The 16,531-nt window shown below is 71.2% G+C and carries 16 protein-coding genes; 7 read left to right on the top strand and 9 right to left on the bottom strand.

The genetic code is table 11. The features are described 5' to 3' along the window. Window positions 1–9 precede the first annotated feature (9 nt). The 3 genes from KF840_13930 to KF840_13920 form a co-directional block, all read right to left on the bottom strand. Entirely contained in the window at window positions 10–1,131 is a 1,122-nt protein-coding gene (locus tag KF840_13930) for an ABC transporter permease (GenBank protein MBX3026002.1), read from the bottom strand. 66 nt (window positions 1,132–1,197) lie between these two features. Then, entirely contained in the window at window positions 1,198–1,671 is a 474-nt protein-coding gene (locus tag KF840_13925; GenBank protein MBX3026001.1) for a GNAT family N-acetyltransferase, read from the bottom strand. After that, window positions 1,668–2,888 (bottom strand): M28 family peptidase, encoded by a 1,221-nt coding sequence (locus KF840_13920; protein MBX3026000.1) that lies wholly within the window; start codon window positions 2,886–2,888, stop codon window positions 1,668–1,670. The genes KF840_13925 and KF840_13920 overlap by 4 nt, the downstream gene beginning before the upstream one ends. A gap of 186 nt (window positions 2,889–3,074) precedes the next feature. On the opposite strand from KF840_13920, the gene KF840_13915 reads away from it, so the two are divergent. Then, entirely contained in the window at window positions 3,075–4,049 is a 975-nt protein-coding gene (locus tag KF840_13915; protein MBX3025999.1) for a creatininase family protein, read from the top strand. 188 nt (window positions 4,050–4,237) lie between these two features. Here KF840_13915 and KF840_13910 read toward each other — a convergent pair whose 3' ends face one another. Further along, window positions 4,238–4,855, bottom strand: a complete 618-nt coding sequence (locus KF840_13910) for a DUF2238 domain-containing protein (GenBank protein MBX3025998.1) — start codon at window positions 4,853–4,855, stop codon at window positions 4,238–4,240. A 94-nt stretch (window positions 4,856–4,949) separates the two neighbouring features. On the opposite strand from KF840_13910, the gene KF840_13905 reads away from it, so the two are divergent. Then, window positions 4,950–6,560 carry an amidohydrolase family protein gene (locus tag KF840_13905; protein MBX3025997.1) on the top strand — a complete coding sequence of 537 codons (1,611 nt, stop codon included), beginning with the start codon at window positions 4,950–4,952 and terminating at the stop codon, window positions 6,558–6,560. Between the two features lie 83 nt (window positions 6,561–6,643). After that, window positions 6,644–7,405 carry a Sir2 family NAD-dependent protein deacetylase gene (locus KF840_13900; GenBank protein ID MBX3025996.1) on the top strand — a complete coding sequence of 254 codons (762 nt, stop codon included), beginning with the start codon at window positions 6,644–6,646 and terminating at the stop codon, window positions 7,403–7,405. 18 nt (window positions 7,406–7,423) lie between these two features. On the opposite strand, the gene KF840_13895 is transcribed toward KF840_13900, so the two are convergent. Beyond that, window positions 7,424–8,131, bottom strand: a complete 708-nt coding sequence (locus tag KF840_13895; protein MBX3025995.1) for an HAD family hydrolase — start codon at window positions 8,129–8,131, stop codon at window positions 7,424–7,426. Continuing rightward, the gene (locus KF840_13890) at window positions 8,128–8,571 is read right to left on the bottom strand and encodes a pyridoxamine 5'-phosphate oxidase family protein (GenBank protein ID MBX3025994.1); all 444 of its coding nucleotides are present in this window, start codon (window positions 8,569–8,571) and stop codon (window positions 8,128–8,130) included. The genes KF840_13895 and KF840_13890 overlap by 4 nt, the downstream gene beginning before the upstream one ends. Window positions 8,572–8,637: 66 nt before the next feature. On the opposite strand from KF840_13890, the gene KF840_13885 reads away from it, so the two are divergent. Both KF840_13885 and lhgO read left to right on the top strand, forming a co-directional pair. Next, a complete protein-coding gene (locus tag KF840_13885; GenBank protein ID MBX3025993.1) occupies window positions 8,638–9,252 on the top strand; it encodes a rhomboid family intramembrane serine protease in 615 nt (204 codons plus the stop codon). Between the two features lie 101 nt (window positions 9,253–9,353). After that, the gene (gene lhgO, locus KF840_13880) at window positions 9,354–10,565 is read left to right on the top strand and encodes an L-2-hydroxyglutarate oxidase (GenBank protein MBX3025992.1); all 1,212 of its coding nucleotides are present in this window, start codon (window positions 9,354–9,356) and stop codon (window positions 10,563–10,565) included. Between the two features lie 62 nt (window positions 10,566–10,627). Here lhgO and KF840_13875 read toward each other — a convergent pair whose 3' ends face one another. Continuing rightward, window positions 10,628–11,644, bottom strand: coding sequence for a ferritin-like domain-containing protein (locus KF840_13875; GenBank protein ID MBX3025991.1), 1,017 nt, complete (start codon window positions 11,642–11,644; stop codon window positions 10,628–10,630). A gap of 124 nt (window positions 11,645–11,768) precedes the next feature. On the opposite strand from KF840_13875, the gene KF840_13870 reads away from it, so the two are divergent. Together KF840_13870 and KF840_13865 are read left to right on the top strand one after the other, a co-directional pair. Then, window positions 11,769–12,764, top strand: a complete 996-nt coding sequence (locus tag KF840_13870) for a potassium channel protein (GenBank protein ID MBX3025990.1) — start codon at window positions 11,769–11,771, stop codon at window positions 12,762–12,764. Between the two features lie 70 nt (window positions 12,765–12,834). Then, on the top strand, window positions 12,835–13,749 hold the full coding sequence (locus KF840_13865; GenBank protein ID MBX3025989.1) for an NAD(P)-dependent oxidoreductase: 915 nt from the start codon (window positions 12,835–12,837) through the stop codon (window positions 13,747–13,749). A 182-nt stretch (window positions 13,750–13,931) separates the two neighbouring features. Here the strand turns inward: KF840_13865 and KF840_13860 are convergent, their stop codons facing one another. Continuing rightward, entirely contained in the window at window positions 13,932–14,903 is a 972-nt protein-coding gene (locus tag KF840_13860) for an aldose 1-epimerase (GenBank protein ID MBX3025988.1), read from the bottom strand. Window positions 14,904–14,941: 38 nt separating this feature from the next. Beyond that, window positions 14,942–16,435 (bottom strand): glucose-6-phosphate dehydrogenase, encoded by a 1,494-nt coding sequence (gene zwf, locus KF840_13855; GenBank protein ID MBX3025987.1) that lies wholly within the window; start codon window positions 16,433–16,435, stop codon window positions 14,942–14,944. Window positions 16,436–16,531 lie beyond the last annotated feature (96 nt).

Raw genomic sequence — 16,531 nt, 5'->3', positions numbered from 1 at the left:
GGCGTCCTCTCAGGCGAGCTGCTTGCGGAAGCGCGCCAGGCTGAGGATCGTGAACCCGACCATGAACGCCGCCAGGACCAGGAAGTCGTGCGCCAGGTCGGCGACGCTGGCCCCCTTCAGGGTGAGGCCGCGAATGGCATCGACGAAGTAGGTCATCGGCAGGCTCCAGGCCACCGGTTGCAACCACGGTGGGATCGCCTCGATCGGGAACACGAATCCCGACATCAGCACCGAGGGGACGATCACGAAGACCGCCATGAAGTTCGCCTGCAGTTGCGTCTGCGACACGGTCGAGATCAGGGCGCCGAGCGCCAGCAGGGCGAGGATGAAGAGGATGGCGAGCAGCGTCACCGGGAGGGCGGCGCCGGAGAAGGGCATGTCGAAGATCAGCTTGGCGAGGATCGAGATCACCGCGAAGTCGAACAGGGCGACGATCCCATAGGGGATCATCTTGCCGGCGATCAGGGCGAAGCGGGAGATCGGCGTCACCAGCAGTTGCTCGATGGTCGCCTGTTCCTTTTCGCGCACCAGGCCGGAGGACAACGTCAGGACGACCAACATGATGACGATGCCGATCGTGCCCGGCAGGAAGAAGTTCGAATCGCGCAGGGTCGGATTGAAGAGGATGCGCTGGGTGATCTTGATCGGCGGCTTGGGCGGCGGCGGGGCCGGGTTGTCGGGATCGACGAAGGTGAACTGGGCGGTGGCGTCCTCGCCGCTGAGCACGCTGGCGCCGTACAGCGCCGCCTGGGCGAGGGTCGGCATGGTGCCGTCGACGAAGAGCGGGAAGCGGGTCTGTTTGGCGTCGGCGACGTTCTGCTCGAAGCCCTGCGGAATGACGATGCCGAGCCGCGCCTCGCCCGTGGTCAGCATGCGACGGATGGTTTCCTCGGAGTCGACCGGGATGAGGCGGAACTGGCGGTCGGCGCGCAGCCGATCCTGCACCTGCGAGCTGAAGAAGGTCTGGTCGAGGTCGCACACGGCCAGCGGCATGCGTTCGACCTGCAGCCCGAGCGCGTAGCCGAACAGCACCAGCAGCAGGATCGGCAGTCCGAGGACGAAGCCGATCAACTGCGGATCGCGCGCGATGTGCACGAACTCCTTGCGGATCATTGCGCCCAGCGCTTCCATTCGCCGTCCTCGGCTCCCCGCCGCGCCCTATAGACCTTCCACCGCCGCGACGCGACACGGCTCGCGTCAGCCTGAACGCGTCGCCGCCGGGAGCTCGCGCAGCATCACGTGGTGCGGGCCGATGCCTGGCACGTCGAAGGCATCCGATACCACCCGCCAGCCGGCGCTGGCGTAGAAGGGGACCGCGGCGAGGCGGGCGTTGCACCACAGGAGGGTGCCGCCGTGGTCGCGCACCACGGCGGCGGCGGCGCGCAGCACGGCGCTGCCGACGCCGCGGCGGGCCACATCGGTCCGCGTCGCCATGCCGCGCAGTTGCCATCCCGGTCGGCCGTCGTGCGGGCGCGGCAGCAGGGTGCAGCAGCCGACCACCTCGCCGGTCTCGAGCGCGGCGGCGAGATGGACCGTCGTCGGCTCGCCGTCGCCGTCGAAGTGCGCGCTGGCGAGCGGTCGACCCGGCCGCAGCACGGCATGGCGCAGGGCGAGGATCTCGTCCAGCGTCGCGCGCCGCACGCGCACCGGCAACGGGGGCCGCGGGCTCACGCGGCGTCGGTGCGTGCCGCGGGATGCATGTCCCGCCGCAGCGCCGCCATCGCCACGGCGGCGCCGAAATCGGCGGCCCGCACCACCATCGCGATGTCCAACGCCTCGACGGTGTCCTCGACCCGGTGGTAGTTGCGCGGCACGCCGTTGGCCTCGAGCGAGATCAGCGAGAGCGCCGGGTATCCGGCGGCGGCCGGCACGTGGCCGTCGGTGGCGGCCAGCAGGTCGGTCGGCGTCACGGCGCCCCAGCGCCCGTCGCTGGCGAGCTGGCGCGCGAGCTCGTTCATCCGCGGCGGGAAGTATCCCTTCTCGAGCACCCCCTCGCTGCGGATGTAGTGCAGGTGGCCGCCGCCGACGCACTCGAAGTTGACGAAGTAGGTGTGCTCGCGCGGCCAGTCGCGGTGCCGCTCGACGAAGGCGTGCATGCCGCAGCAGCCGACCTCCTCGGCGCCGGTGCCGACCACCCAGAGCTCGACGTCGGCCGGCAGCTCGGGCAGCAGTCGCTCGGCGCAGGTGAGCATCGCCGCCACCGCGGAGGCGTTGTCGTTGGCGCCCGGCGTCGGCGGCGAGAGCGCCCATTGCAGGGTCAGGGCGGCGGTGAGCAGCAGGCCGCCGGCGGTGACCAGCTTCACCAGCCCGAACAGCAGGCCATGCGCCCCGAGCCAGCCGGCGACCGCGACCAGGGCGCCGGCGATGATCAACCCTTCCGGCAGCGCCAGCGGGCCGATCGGTGGGCGGCCGCCGTCGCGCCGGCCGGTGAGTCCGGCGAAGGCGTCGGCGACCCGCTTCGAGAACAGGACGCCCGCCTGCGCCGAGTCGATGTGGGCGCTGAGCACGACCCGCCGCGTCGGCGCCGTCGCGCCGCAGCGGCCGACGACGTTGACCGATTCGGGCGCCGGCAGCAGGCGCGCCAGCCGCGGGACGCGCCGCCGCAGGTGGCTGCGGAATGACCACAGGGACAGCACCGCCAGCGCCGCCCCGAGGCCGTTCCCCCACCACAATCCGAGCAGGCTGACGCCGGCGTGCAGCGCCAGGACCGCGCCGCTGCGCGGGGCGCTCGCCACCGGCTCGATCGCCACCTCGCGGCATCCCAGACCGCGCATCCACTCGCCCACCTGCTCGGCGACCCGCCGCTCGGCGCTCGTCCCGGCAAACCGATCCGCCGCCGTGGTCATGGTCTCGATCCACTGATACGCGCGCGTTTCCTCGTCCGTCATGACCTTCTCGCCTACCAGACCTCGCCGAATTGAAAAACGACCGCCGCGGAGGGACACAGTGGCCTGCGTGCCCTCTGTCGCGACGATTCGATCGGCCCGCCTCCGGACCGATCGCCGGCGCGACGTTGCTCGCGGTTCGGTCTGGGCCCGCGGCCCCATTCCGACCGCGACGAAGAAAGGACTGCGATGACCGAGCCCACGCTGCTGCGCTGGGAGACGCTGACCAAACGCAAGTTCGACCAGCTCGACCGCGACAATTGCGTCGTGATGGTCACCTGCTCGCCGCTGGAGGTGCACGGCCCGCACCTTCCCTTCGGCGCCGATGCGCTGGAGGGCGAGGGGCTGGCGCGCCGTCTCCTGCGCTTCCTGCCCGAGCGTCACCAGGGCAAGACTTTCCTGCAGCTTCCGTTCATCTACGCCGCGACCGACACCGTGCCGCATCCCGGTTCGCTGTTCTTCCGCCCATCGACCACCCAGGCGGTGCTGCGCGATCTCGGCCGCACCCTGGCGGCGCAGGGATTCAAGACCATCCTGGTCTCCAACTTCCACGGCAGCCCCCGCCATTTTCTCGCCATCGAGGCGGCATGCGCGCGGGTCAGTCGCGAACGCGGCATCCGCATGGTGTGCATCTTCTCGGTGCTGCTGAAGCGCCTCACCGGCGGCAGCAGCGAGCTGTACGACGTGCTCGGCCAGTTGCCGGGGGTGCGCCGCGAGGATCTCGTCGGCGACACGCACGGCGGCCTCGTCGAGACCTCGCAACTGCTGGCGCTGCATCCCGAGTGGGTGGAGCGCGACTACGCCGACCTGCCGCGGCGCACGGTGGACGGTTGGCTTGCCGAGCGCGGCGAGGCGCCGCCACCCATTGAACGCGGCAAGCCGGCCGGCATCCTGACGATGATCCGGGCGTTCCGGGGCGGCCTGCGCTTCTTCCGCGCCGAGACCTATGCCGGCGCGCCCGGCAGCGCCTCGCCGGAGCTGGGCGAACGCATCCTCGATCGCCTGGGCGAGCAGGGCGCCGCGGCCGTCGCCGAGATTCTCGACGGCGAGCTGCCGCCGAGCGAGTGGCACTCGCCGCTCTGGACGCAGCGCTTCTGGTTCACCAACCCGCTGATGGTCCGCTTCTTCAATCGCGTGCTGGGCATCACGAAGGGGATGGCCTAGCCGACCTCGATACGACAAGACACCTTCACCACGGAGGCACGGAGACACGGAGGGCTCGGTGCCATAGCGAAGGCGCGGGGGCCTCTTCTCACTCCATTTCCAATGAACTGTGGGATGAACGCTGAGCGGGCTTCGAGATCAGTACTCTCCGTGTCTCCGTGTCTCCGTGGTGAAGGTCTTCTGTCGCATCAAGGCTGACCGGAGCGAGCCGCGATGCGCGCCAGCTCGCGATCCTGCAGGCGCGACAGCGTCGCCTGCGCGAGGATCGCGCCGATCAGCGCCATCAGCATGTCCGCCTGCGTGTCCCATTGGTCGCCCTGCGTGCCCAGGAACGCGGCCGCGGACTCGCCGCCGATGAGCGCCGCCCACCACTCGACGAATTCGTAGAACGCGCTGGCGGCGAGGCAGACGCAGCAGACCAGGAAGAAGAGCCACTTCCCGCGCTGCAGCGGCGAGGTGCGCAGCAGCACCTCGCGCGCCACGATGGCCGGCACGAAGCCCTGCGCGAAGTGGCCGATGCGATCGTAGTGGTTGCGCGACCAGCCGAAGGCGTCCTCCATCCAGAAGCCGAGCGGCACCTGCGCGTAGGTGTAATGGCCGCCGAGGCAGAGGATGAGCGCGTGCGCGCAGAGCAGGCGGTAGGCCAGCGGCGTCAGGGGAAAGCGCCGGTAGGTGGCGACCAGGACCGGCGCCGCGATCAGGACCGGCGCCACCTCCAGCAGCCAGGTCCCCGGCTGCACGGCGCCGATCCCGGAGGCGGCCACCGCGGCGAGCGCCAGGAGCAGCAGCAGCAGCGGTTCCCCCATGCGCGCCACGAAGCACAAATTCCCCCGCCGGGCCATCGACGACGCCTCCCGCCGCGCCGTGGTCCTTCGCGTTCGTTTGTGGTTTCAGTCGGGCATGACCTTCGACCTCCTCCTCCGTGGCGGCACCGTGCTCGACGGCAGCGGCGGTGACGGCGTGCCGGCGTCGGTCGGCGTGCGCGACGGGCGCATCGCCGCAGTCGGCGATCTCGCCGGGGCGACCGCGGCCCGGGCGCTCGACTGCGCCGGGCGCGTCGTCGCGCCCGGCTTCATCGACATGCATTCGCACAGCGACTGGGTGATTCCCCAGCCGGATCACGCCGAGGTGCTGGCGCCCCTGCTCGAGCAGGGCATCACCACGATCGTCGCCGGCAACTGCGGCTGCTCGCCGGCGCCGTTCGTCGCCGAGAACCGGGCGCTGCTGCCGCAGATCGGCCGCATGCTGCACGACCGCGACCTCGACTACGGCTGGAGCGGCATGGGCAGTTACCTGGCGGCGCTGGCGCAGCGCGGCCTGGCGCTCAACGTCGCGCAGCTCGTCGGCCACGGCACGGTGCGCGCCGCGGTGAAGGGCCGGGCCCCCGGGCCGGCGCTCCCGAACGAGACGGCGCGCATGGCCGATCTGGTGCGGGCGGCGCTCGACGAGGGCGCGATCGGCCTCTCCACCGGCCTCGGCTACGCGCCCGGCGTGTTCGCCGACCTCGACGAGCTGCTCGGCGTCACCGCGCCGCTCGCCGAGCGGCGCGGCGTCTACACCTCGCACGCGCGCAGCTACATCGCCCTCGACCACCGCGCCGCGCCCGATCAGCCGCCGACCAACCTGCTGGCGCTGGACGAGACCGCGGCGGTGTGGCGGGCGCACGGCGTGAAGGTGCAGCACTCGCACCTGATCTTCGTCGGCGACCGCACCTGGCCCACCACCGACCGCGCCCTCGAACACTTCGACCGCCTGCGCGAAGAGGGCGTCGACATCGCCTGCGACGCCTTTCCCTACGTCGGCGGCAACACCACCCTGGTGGTGTTCATGCCGCCGTGGGCGCTCACCCAGCTCTCCCGGGCGGTCACCGATCCCGAGATGCGCCAGCAGTGCGCCGCGACGCTCAACTGGGTGCTGCCGTCGCTCGGCATGCGCTGGCACGACACGCAGGTCCTCTGGGTGCCGAAGCGCGAGTATGCCTCGTATGAAGGGCGGACCGTGGCCGAGATCGCGCGCGACCGCGATCAGGATCCGACCGAGACCTACCTCGACCTGGTCGGCGAGCTCGGCAGCCAGGCGCGCATCATGAACTGGAACTACTCCGGGCGCGACGCCGAGGAGGCGAGCCTGCGCAAGGTGCTGGCGCACCCGGCGTGCTGCTTCGAGACCGACACCATCCTGACCGGCAACGGCGTCGACAATCCGGCATCGTACGGCACCTTCCCGCGTCTGCTCGGCCGCTACGTGCGCGAGCTGCGCCTGTTCTCCCTCGGCGAGGCGGTGCGCCGCATGACCGCCTTCAATGCCGAGCGCATGAACCTGCGCGACCGCGGGCGCATCGCGCCCGGGCTCGCCGCCGACCTGGTGGTGTTCGATCCCGACACGGTCGCCGATCACTGGGACCGGCGTCCGACCGGCATCGACACCGTGGTGCTGAACGGCGCCGTGGTCGTGTCCGGCGGCCGCTTCGATCGCACGTCACGCGCCGGCCAGGTGCTGCGGGGCCACTGAATACCGGTGGCCACGTGGGCGCGCCCTTGCGCGTCCATCGGTGGCCATCCGTCTCCATCTGTGTTTGTGGTGTCCGAGATCCCATGTCCGAGGAGCTCCTCCGCACCGCCCGCCGTTGGGTCGCCGAGGCCGAGCGCATCGTCGTGCTCACCGGCGCCGGCATCTCCACCGACTCCGGCATTCCCGACTTCCGCGGCCCACAGGGCGTGTGGACGAAGAACCCGGGGGCGGAGAAGATGGCCACCCTGCAGCACTACATGGCAGACCGCGCGGTGCGGGTGCGCGCCTGGCGCAGCCGCCTCGAGACTTTCGCGCGCCAGGTCGATCCCAATCCCGGGCACCACGCCCTGGTCGAGCTCGAGCGGCGCGGCACCCTGCACACGCTGATCACCCAGAACGTCGACGGCCTGCACGTGCTCGCCGGATCGTCGCCGCACAAGGTGGTCGAGATCCACGGCACGGTGCGCGAGGTGGTGTGCATGGCGTGCGGCGAGCGGGCGCCGATGGCGAACGCCCTGGCGCGGGTCGAGGCGGGCGAGGAGGATCCGCCCTGCCGTTCGTGCGACGGCATCCTCAAGTCGGCGACGATCTCCTTCGGCCAGGCGTTGGTGCCGGAGGACCTCATGCGCGCGCAGCGCGCGGCCAGCGAGTGCGACCTGATGCTCGCCGTCGGCTCCACCCTGTCGGTGTACCCGATCGCCGGCGTCGTGCCGGTCGCCAAGCGCGCCGGCGCCCGCGTCGTCATCGTCAACGCCGAGCCGACCGAGATGGACGACATCGCCGACGCGGTGCTGCGCGGCTCGATCAGCGAGATCCTGCCGCGGCTGGTGGGCGCCGACGCCTGAGCGGCACGCTCCCGCGGGTCACAGCAGGTCGAGCAACTCCGGGATGCGCCGGATGACGTGCGCCGGCCGCGCCCCGTCGGCGGCCGGCTGCCGGTCCTCGCGGTGCCAGATCAGCACCGAGCGCATGCCCATGGCGTTGGCGCCGGCGATGTCCTGGGCCAGCGTGTCGCCGACGAAGATCGCCTCGGACGCGGCGCAGTCGGCGCGGCGCAGCGCTTCCGCGAAGATCGCGGGATCGGGTTTGCAGGCGCCGGCGGCCTCGCTCGACAGCAGCGAGTCGAAATGCGGGCGCAGGCCGGCGACCTCCAGCAGGTGCGCCAGTTGGTCGTCGTCGATGTTGCTGACCATGCCGACGTGCAGGCCGCGGGCGCGCAGGGCCTCCAGGGTGTCGATGACGCCCTCGCGCAGTTGGAAGTCGCGCTGGTGCAGTTCCCACTGCAGAGCGCGGAAGCGGTCGAGATGATCGGGATCCGGCTCGGCGCCGAGGGCGCGCAGCGTGGCGGCGGCGGCGTCGCGAAAGAGGTCGCGGTGCAGATAATAGCGGCGCGGCAGGTAGGAGCGGAACACCGCCCGCATCGCCTCGCGCTGCGCGGCGCGGATCGTCGGCAGGTCGGCGTCGAGTCCCGCCCAGCGCGCCAGGGCGAGGAGGCTCTCGGCGTCGCCGGGCGCCAGCGTCGCGTAGTCGTAGAGCGTGCCGCCGAAATCGAAGAGGACGGCGCGGGTCACGGGACGAGTCCCAGGCGCGAGTAGTCGACCGAGTACCAGCGCTCGGGGCGCAGCTCGACCAGCACCGTCGGCTCCGGATTCTGGGCGCTGGTGGCGAGGTAGATCTCGCCCATCGCCTCGCCCAGATAGCGCAGCGCCACCTGGCGCACGTCGGTCTCGTAGTCGGGAGCGCCGAGGGTGACCGGTCCCTCGATGCTGACGTACTGGTAGGGTGGCGACTCGCTCTGGACGCAGAAGCCGGCCCGCCCGGCGGCGCGCAGGAGCGCGGCCTTGCGGGACCGCGCCCCGGTGACGAAGCGCAGGGTGCCGCCCGGGGCGTAGCGGTACCACACCGGTACCGCGAGCGGGCCGCGGGCGCCGTCGGCGATGCTCACCACGCCGACGTGCGTGGCGGCGAGGAACTCGTCCCGCTGGGCGGGAGACATGGCGAGGGTCGACATGGCGTCGACGCTAGCCGGCCCCGCGCCGCGCCCGCAAGAGGCGGTGTGCTAGGCTCCCGCAGCATCATGGGCCGTCCGATTCCACCCGTCACCCGCCTGATCCTCATCCTCAACGTCGCCGTGTTCCTGCTCGAGCTCAGCGGCGCCAATTTCAACGCCTTCGCCCTGTGGCCGATCGGCGGTGGCTTCGCGCCCTGGCAGATCCTCACCTACGGGTTCCTGCACGCCTCGCCGACCCACGTGCTGTTCAACATGTTCGCCGTCTACATGTTCGGCGGCACGATGGAGTACGTGTGGGGCGGCGGCCGCTTCCTGATCTACTACCTCGGGTGCATCGTCAGCGCCGCGCTCGCCCAGGTCGCCGTCGATGCCCTGATCGCCAGTCCGTATCCGACGATCGGCGCCTCGGGCGGCGTCTTCGGCATCCTGCTCGCCTTCGCGATGTACTTCCCGCGCCAGCGAGTGATGCTGCTCATCCCGCCGATCCCCATGCCGGCGTGGCTCTTCGTCACCCTCTACGGCGCGCTCGAGCTCTATCTCGGCGTCACCGGCACGCAGGCCGGGGTCGCCCACTTCGCCCACCTCGGCGGCATGCTCGGCGGCTGGCTGATGATCCGCCGCTGGCGAGGGCGCCGCGAGCCGGCGTTCACCGTCGAGGCGCCGGGCCGCGAGGACTACTGAGGCGCCGGTCCCCGGGCGCGTCGCCGCGCGCCCGGCCGGTCGCGCCGGAGCACGGCGCAAGCGTTGCCCGGCTGTCGCGCATCGCCTATTCCTGCCGTTCCATGTCCACGGAACCACGGGTCGTCATCATCGGCGGCGGCATCGTCGGGCTGGCGACCGCCAAGGCGCTGGTCGAGGCGGAGCGGCCGGCGCGGCCGATCGTGCTCGAGAAGGAGCCGGCGCTGGCACGGCATCAGACCGGGCACAACAGCGGCGTCATCCACTCCGGCATCTACTACAAACCCGGCTCGCTGAAGGCGCGCTTCACGGTGCAGGGGGCGCGCGAGATGGTCGAATTCGCGCGCGCTCACGGCATCGCGCACGAGATCTGCGGCAAGGTGGTGGTGGCGACCCGGCCCGACGAGCTGCCGCGTCTCGCCGAGCTGCACCGCCGCGGCACCGCCAACGGCGTCCCCGGCCTGGAGATGATCGGCCCGGAGCGCCTGCGCGAGATCGAGCCGCACGCGGCCGGGTCGCAGGCGCTGGCGGTGGCGTCGACCGGCATCATCGACTACGTCGGCGTCGCCGAGCGCTATGCCGCGATCGTGCGCGAGCGCGGCGGGGAGGTGCGCGCCGGCGCCCGCGTGATCGGCCTGCGCCGTGACGGCGGCGAGTGGATCGTCGAGACCACCGCCGGCAGCGAGCGTGCCGCGCACGTCATCAACTGCGCCGGCCTGCATTCGGACCTGATGGCGCGGCTGGCCGGCACGACACCGCCGGTGCGGATCATCCCGTTTCGCGGCGAGTACTACGAGCTGGTGAACGAGCGAGAGTCGCTGGTGAAGGCGCTCATCTATCCGGTTCCCGACCCGGCCTTTCCGTTCCTCGGCGTGCATTTCACCCGCATGGTGAAGGGCGGCGTCGAGGCCGGGCCGAACGCCGTGCTCAGCTTCAAGCGCGAGGGCTACCGCAAGACCGATTTCGACCTGCGCGAGGCCTGGCAGACGCTCGGCTATGGCGGCTTCTGGAAGCTCGCCGGCAGGTACTGGCGCACCGGCGCCGGCGAGTTCTACCGCTCGTTCAGCAAGGCGGCCTTCGTCAAGGCCCTGCAACGCCTGCTGCCCGACCTACGCCCGGACGACCTGCGCCCGGCCGAGGCCGGCGTGCGCGCCCAGGCGATCGATCCCAGCGGATCCCTGGTCGACGACTTCTCGATCCAGGTGCTCGGCGGGGTGGTGCACGTGCTCAACGCCCCGTCACCGGCCGCCACCGCCTCGCTCCCCATCGGCCGCGCCATCGCCGAGGAGGCGCGGCGGCACTTCGGACTGGAGTGAACCGCGGCGGCACGCGGCGGGCACAACGGGATCTCCCGTGCGGCCCTCCGCGTGCCGGCGGGCTAGGCGAGTCCGATCTCGCGGTCCGCCGCCTCGGCGTCGTAGTTCTCGAACTGGATGATCTCCAGGTCCTCGAAGCCCTTGCGCACGAACGGCGTCAGGAGGCCGAGCTTCTTGATGTTCGGCACGACGCGGGCGAACAGCGACTGGCGGAACATCTTCATCACCGGCGAATCGAGGACCTTCTGGCGCACCGTCTCGCGCGGCCAGCCGAAGTGGGTGGCGATCTCGTCGCCGACCAGGCGGTCGCGCATCAGGTGGCAGGCCTCGACGACGAACTGCTCGCGCTCCCGCCGCTCGGTCTCCGCCATGTCGGTGTAGTAGTTGCGCAGCGAGATGACGCCGAAGGCGACGTGGCGCGATTCGTCCTTCATCACGTAGTGGACGACGTCGCGCACCAGCGGCTCGACCGCCATCTGGTACATGCTGGAGAAGGCGGCCATCGCCAGGCCCTCGACCAGGATCTGCATGCCCAGGTACTTCATGTCCCAGCGGCTGTCGGTGATGATCAGGTCGAGGAGCTGCTTGAGGTTGGGGTTGATCGGCCACTCCCACTCGAGCTTGTCGCGCAGGTAGCGGGCGAACACCTCGACGTGGCGCGCCTCGTCCATGGTCTGCGTCGCGGCGTAGTACTTGGCGTCCATCCACGGCACGGCGCCGGTGAGCTGCGAGGCGACGATCAGCGCGCCCTGCTCGCCGTGCATGAACTGCGAGAGCTGCAGGGAGATGGTGGCGTGGCGGAATTCCCTCTGCCGCTTCTCGTCCAGCTTCTGGAACGGCGCGTAGTCCTCCAGCGGGTTGTACACCTGCGGGATGATCTCGCCCTCCGGATCGACCGGCGTGCTCCAGTCGAGCTGCACGCTGCCGTTCCACTGGTCGCGCTTGGCTTTCTCGTAGAGGTCGCGCAGCCCCTCCTTCACCGAGCCGTAGTTCCACGCGTAGTGGATGTCGTAACTGGCGAGGATGGTGTCGATGTCGGTGGCGGCCCCGGCGCCGCTGGCGGTCTGGTCGCGATCCATGCCTGCGTCCTCCAGGGGGGACGCTAGCCGGCGCCGGTGGCAGGGTCAACGCGAGATGCACGGGGGATGCGCGGGTGGCGGCCGCTGGCAGGCCGCCGCGTGGTTCACTAAAGCACCGCGCGTGATGTCCCGCTCTTCCCTGCTCCGGGCCGCGATCGCCCTTTCGGTGGTGGTCGCCGTGGGCGTGGTCGGCTACATGGCGCTCACCGGGCTGGGCTTCATCGAGGCGCTGTACATGACGGTGACGACCATCAGCACCGTCGGCTTTCGCGAAGTGGCGCCGCTCGGCACGGCGGGGCAGCTCTTCACGATCGCCCTGATCATCAGCGGCGTCGGGATCGTCTTCTACAGCGCCTCGATGGTGGCGCGCGACCTGATCGAGGGAGAGCTGCGACGCGGCTTCGGGAGGCGAAGAGTGGAACGACAGATCGCCCGCATGTCGGGCCATGTCATCGTCTGCGGCTTCGGCCGCATGGGGCGGTCGGTGTGCCGCGAGCTGGCGGCGAAGCCGGCGCCCTTCGTGGTCATCGACCGCGATGCCGAGGCGCTGCGCCACGCCGAGGACGAAGGGCACCTGTCGCTCGCCGGCGACGCCAGCGAAGACGACATCCTGCGCGCCGCCGGCATCGCCCGCGCCCAAGGCCTGGTGGCGGCGCTGTCCACCGACGCCGCCAACGTCTACGTCGTGCTCACCGCGCGCGAGCTCAACCCGCAGCTCACCATCGTCGCCCGCGCCGAGGACGAGCGCAGCGAGCGCAAGCTGCTGCACGCCGGCGCCAACCGCGTCGTCCTGCCCTACGCCATCAGCGGCCACCGCATGGCGCACGCGCTGCTCCGTCCGGCGGTGCTCGACGTCATCGACCTCGCTACCCATTACCGGAATCTGGAGCTGCAGATCGAGGAGGTGGCGGTCGGCGCGCAGACCTTCTGCGCCGACCGGACCGTGCAGGAGTCGGGATTGCGCGAGCAGCTCGGACTGATCGTGATCGCGATCAAGAAGCCCAACGACACCATGCAGTTCAATCCGACCGCTGACACCCGCATCGAGGCCGGCGACCGCCTGGTGTTGATGGGCCCGGCCGAGAACCTGCGCGAGATCGAACGCCGCCTCCGGCCGTGAGCCGCGCGGCGGCCGGGGGCCGGACGGCGCGTGCCGCATGGCGCACGACGAGGCGAAGAGGAGGCGAGCGATGACGGCGGAGACCGGCGGTCCGCGGATCGGGTGGATCGGCACGGGCGTGATGGGCGCGGCGATGTGTGGGCATCTGGTGGCGCGCGGCCATGCGGTGACCGTGTTCACCCGCACCGCCGAGCGCGCCGCGCCGCTGCTGGCGCGCGGGGCGCGCTGGGCGGCTTCGCCGCGCGCCGTCGCCGCGCAGTCGGACGTGGTGTTCACCATGGTCGGCTTCCCGGACGACGTGCGCGAGGTGGTGCTCGGGGCGGACGGGACGCTCGCCGGCGCGGCCGCCGGGGCGGTGCTGGTCGACATGACCACCAGCGAGCCGGCGTTGGCGCGAGAGATCGAAGCGGCGGCGCGGGCGCGCGGCGTCGCCAGCCTCGACGCCCCGGTGTCCGGCGGCGACGTCGGGGCACGCGAGGCGCGGCTGTCGATCATGGTCGGCGGCGAGGAGGCGGCGCTCGCGCGCGTGCGGCCGCTGCTCGCGTGCCTGGGCACGACCATCGTGCGGCAGGGGCCGGCGGGGAGCGGCCAGCACGCCAAGATGGTCAACCAGATCCTCATCGCCAGCAACATGGTGGCGATCGCCGAGGGCCTGCTGTACGCGCACCGCGCGGGCCTCGATCTGGCGACGGTGCTGGCCTCGGTGTCGGGCGGCGCCGCCAGCTCGTTCGGCCTGACGACCTACGTGCCGCGCGTCCTGGCCGGCGACTTCGCTCCCGGTTTCTTCGTCGACCACTTCGTCAAGGACATGGGCATCGCCCTCGCCGAGGCGCGGCGCATGCGGCTGGCGCTGCCCGGGCTGGCCCTGGCGGAGAGCCTCTACGTGGCGCTGCAGGCGCAGGGTCACGGCCGCAGCGGCACGCAGGCGCTGGTGCTGGCCCTGGCGTCGCTGTCGAACAGCGACTGGCCGCCGCGTCAGCGTTGATGTGACGAAGACACTTCACCACGGAGGCACGGAGACACGGAGAACCCGGACAAGAGAGGGTTCGGGGGCGAGATCCCCAACGCCATCAGCATGGCCAGGGGGATCGCACCCACCCGCCCTTCCGACGCTGCACCCTCCGTGTCTCCATGCCTCCGTGGTGAGGGTGTTGTGTCGTATCGAGGTCAGGAGTGGGGCGCCGCCGCGCCGCACTCCTGCGCTTCGATGGCGAAGGCGGCGGTGAAGACGTCGCCGGGGGCGACCTGCCGCAAGCCGTCGCCGCTCAGCAGCGCGTTGGTCGGCGCCGTCATCGGCTCGAAGCAGATCACCGGTTCGCCGGGCGGGGCGAAGATCTGGGCGCAGGGATAACCGGCGTCGAAGGCGACGGTGAGGCGGCGGCTGCCGCCGCTGATGGCGAATCGCGTCGGCGCGTCGAGCGCGGGGAAGAGATCGTCGAACGTGCGGGCGCCGAGCGGGCCGTCGGCGATGGCGCCGGGCGCGCTGGCGCCGGTCGGGATGCCGCGCGCGTCGAGCACGGCGCGGCGGCGAACCGGCGCCTGCAGCAGCCAGGTGGCGCGATCGGCGCCGGGCAACGTGAGGTAGGGGTGGAAGCCGAAGGCGATCGGCACCGCGACGTCGCCGGTGGGGCGCAGCGTGGTCGCGATCTCCAGCGTCCGCTCGCGCAGGGTGACGGCGATGGTCAGGGTGTGCGGGAAGGGAAAGGCGGCGAGCAGCTCCGGATCGGCGGCGAAGTCGAGCGTCGCGGCCAGCCGGGCGCCGCCGGCGCCGGCGCCGCGGTCGTCGATCCGCCAGCCCGGATGCGCGGCGAGCAGGCCGTGCATCGGCAGGCCGTTGCCGTCGCGGTGCAGGCGCGGGTTGGCGGCATCGATCGCCACCGCGCGGTCACCGATGCGGTAGGCGGTGCCGGCCAGGCGGTTGGCCCACGGATGGAGCAGCGGGATGCCCATCGTCGAGCCGCTCGCCGCATAGCGGGCGAGGCCGCCGCGCTGTCCGAGCAGCTCGTCGCCGCGGTGGCGCAGCGAGCAGCCGATCATCCCCAGCGACGGCACGAAGGTCGCGTGCAGGTCGGCGTCGCGCGCCGAGAGCACCACCGCCGCGTGCCCGGCCGCGCTGGCGTCGCCGACGCCGTATCGCATTCGCCCGCCTCCGCCCGTCGGCGTCGCCGCGGCGCGGATCAACCCTGCAGCGACTTGGGTTCGACCCACACCCGTCCGTCGCGCGCCAGCATCTGATTCGACGCCTCCGGACCCCAGGTGCCGGCGGGGTACATCGCGATCTGCGGCCCCTGGTGCTGCCAGTAGTCGAGGATCGGCATCACGACTTTCCACGCCGCCTCGACCTGGTCGCCGCGCATGAACAGCGTCGCGTCGCCGCGCATGACGTCGAGCAGCAGGGTCTCGTACGCCTCCGGCGTCGGCTCGTTGAACGAGGCATAGGAGAAGCGGGTCTCGACCGTGGTCAGGCGCATCGTCGGCCCCGGATACTTGGCCTGGAACGACTCGACGATCGCCTGCTCCGGCTGGATCTGCAGGTAGAGGCGGTTGGGCTCGATCTCCGCCACCTGCTCGGGCGGGAAGGCCATGTGCGGCACCGGCCGGAAGGTGATGCAGATCTCCGACGCCTGACCGGGGAGGTGCTTGCCGGTGCGCAGGTAGAACGGCACGTCCTGCCAGCGCCAGTTGTCGACCTGCAGCTTGAGGGCGACGAAGGTCTCGGTGGTGGACTTCGGATTCACGCCCGGCTCCTCGCGGTAGCCGACGACGCGCTGGCCGTCGATCGTGCCGGGGCCGTACTGGCCGCGCACGGCGTGGCGCGACAGCTCGTCGCGGTCGATCGGCCGGATGGCGTGCAGCACGTCGACCTTCTTGTTGCGCAGCTCGTCGGCCTCGAACGACACCGGCGGCTCCATCGCCACCAGGCAGAGGAGCTGCAGCAGATGGTTCTGGATCATGTCCCGCAGCGCGCCGGACTGATCGTAGTAGCCGCCGCGGTGCTCGACGCCCACCGCTTCGGCGACCGTGATCTGCACCGAGTCGATGTAGCGGCGGTTCCACAGCGGCTCCTGGATGCCGTTGGCGAAGCGGAAGGCGAGCAGGTTCTGGACGGTCTCTTTCCCGAGGTAGTGGTCGATGCGGTAGACCTGGCGCTCGTCGAAGAGGCCCATCAGGAAGCCGTTGAGCGCCTGCGCGCTCTCGAGGTCGTGTCCGAACGGCTTCTCGCAGACGACCCGCGCCCGTACCTTGTCCTCGGTCAGGCCCGACTGCTGCAGGTGGGTGGCGATCATCTGCACCACCGTCGGTGGCGTGGAGAGATAGAAGAGGCGCGTCGCCCGCACCTTCCACTGTTCGTCGAGCTGATCGAGCTTGGTGGCGAGCGCCGCGTACGGCGCGGGGTCATTGAAGTCGGCCTGGACGTACTGGATGTTGCCGCTGAAGCGCTGCCAGGCGGCATCCTCCGCCTTGCCCTGGCGCGAGAAGGCGTCGATGCCGTCGCGCAGATGCTGGATGAACGTCGCCGCATCGTTCGGCTTGCCGTCGATGCAGAAGATCCTGAACGGTTCGGTCAGCCACTGGTCGAGCCAGAGGTTGTAGAGGGCCGGGATCAGCTTCCGCCAGGTGAGGTCCCCGCCACCCCCGAAGATCACGAACGCCGTCGGTCCGATCTGCATCGTCATCCACGCTCTCCTCGCGCGTCGAGATACCACACTGGCGGAGCAACCTGGAGGGCCGCGCTCCGGCGCGGCCGCGCGACACGCTCGATCGCC

This window comes from bacterium (assembly GCA_019637795.1).
Lineage (GTDB): Bacteria > Desulfobacterota > Binatia > HRBIN30 > CADEER01 > JAHBUY01.
Note: the sequence above shows the minus strand (reverse complement) of the source record. Positions and strands in the feature narration are given on the sequence as shown.

What these genes read in the sequence shown, in the direction of transcription:
- KF840_13930 (MBX3026002.1), bottom strand. Translation starts at nt 1,131, where the DNA reads ATGGAAGCGCTGGGCGCAATGATCCGCAAGGAGTTCGTGCACATCGCG.
- KF840_13920 (MBX3026000.1), bottom strand. Translation starts at nt 2,888, where the DNA reads ATGACGGACGAGGAAACGCGCGCGTATCAGTGGATCGAGACCATGACC.
- KF840_13915 (MBX3025999.1), top strand. Translation starts at nt 3,075, where the DNA reads ATGACCGAGCCCACGCTGCTGCGCTGGGAGACGCTGACCAAACGCAAG.
- KF840_13910 (MBX3025998.1), bottom strand. Translation starts at nt 4,855, where the DNA reads ATGGGGGAACCGCTGCTGCTGCTGCTCCTGGCGCTCGCCGCGGTGGCC.
- KF840_13905 (MBX3025997.1), top strand. Translation starts at nt 4,950, where the DNA reads ATGACCTTCGACCTCCTCCTCCGTGGCGGCACCGTGCTCGACGGCAGC.
- KF840_13900 (MBX3025996.1), top strand. Translation starts at nt 6,644, where the DNA reads ATGTCCGAGGAGCTCCTCCGCACCGCCCGCCGTTGGGTCGCCGAGGCC.
- KF840_13890 (MBX3025994.1), bottom strand. Translation starts at nt 8,571, where the DNA reads ATGTCGACCCTCGCCATGTCTCCCGCCCAGCGGGACGAGTTCCTCGCC.
- KF840_13885 (MBX3025993.1), top strand. Translation starts at nt 8,638, where the DNA reads ATGGGCCGTCCGATTCCACCCGTCACCCGCCTGATCCTCATCCTCAAC.
- lhgO (MBX3025992.1), top strand. Translation starts at nt 9,354, where the DNA reads ATGTCCACGGAACCACGGGTCGTCATCATCGGCGGCGGCATCGTCGGG.
- KF840_13875 (MBX3025991.1), bottom strand. Translation starts at nt 11,644, where the DNA reads ATGGATCGCGACCAGACCGCCAGCGGCGCCGGGGCCGCCACCGACATC.
- KF840_13870 (MBX3025990.1), top strand. Translation starts at nt 11,769, where the DNA reads ATGTCCCGCTCTTCCCTGCTCCGGGCCGCGATCGCCCTTTCGGTGGTG.
- KF840_13865 (MBX3025989.1), top strand. Translation starts at nt 12,835, where the DNA reads ATGACGGCGGAGACCGGCGGTCCGCGGATCGGGTGGATCGGCACGGGC.
- KF840_13860 (MBX3025988.1), bottom strand. Translation starts at nt 14,903, where the DNA reads ATGCGATACGGCGTCGGCGACGCCAGCGCGGCCGGGCACGCGGCGGTG.
- zwf (MBX3025987.1), bottom strand. Translation starts at nt 16,435, where the DNA reads ATGCAGATCGGACCGACGGCGTTCGTGATCTTCGGGGGTGGCGGGGAC.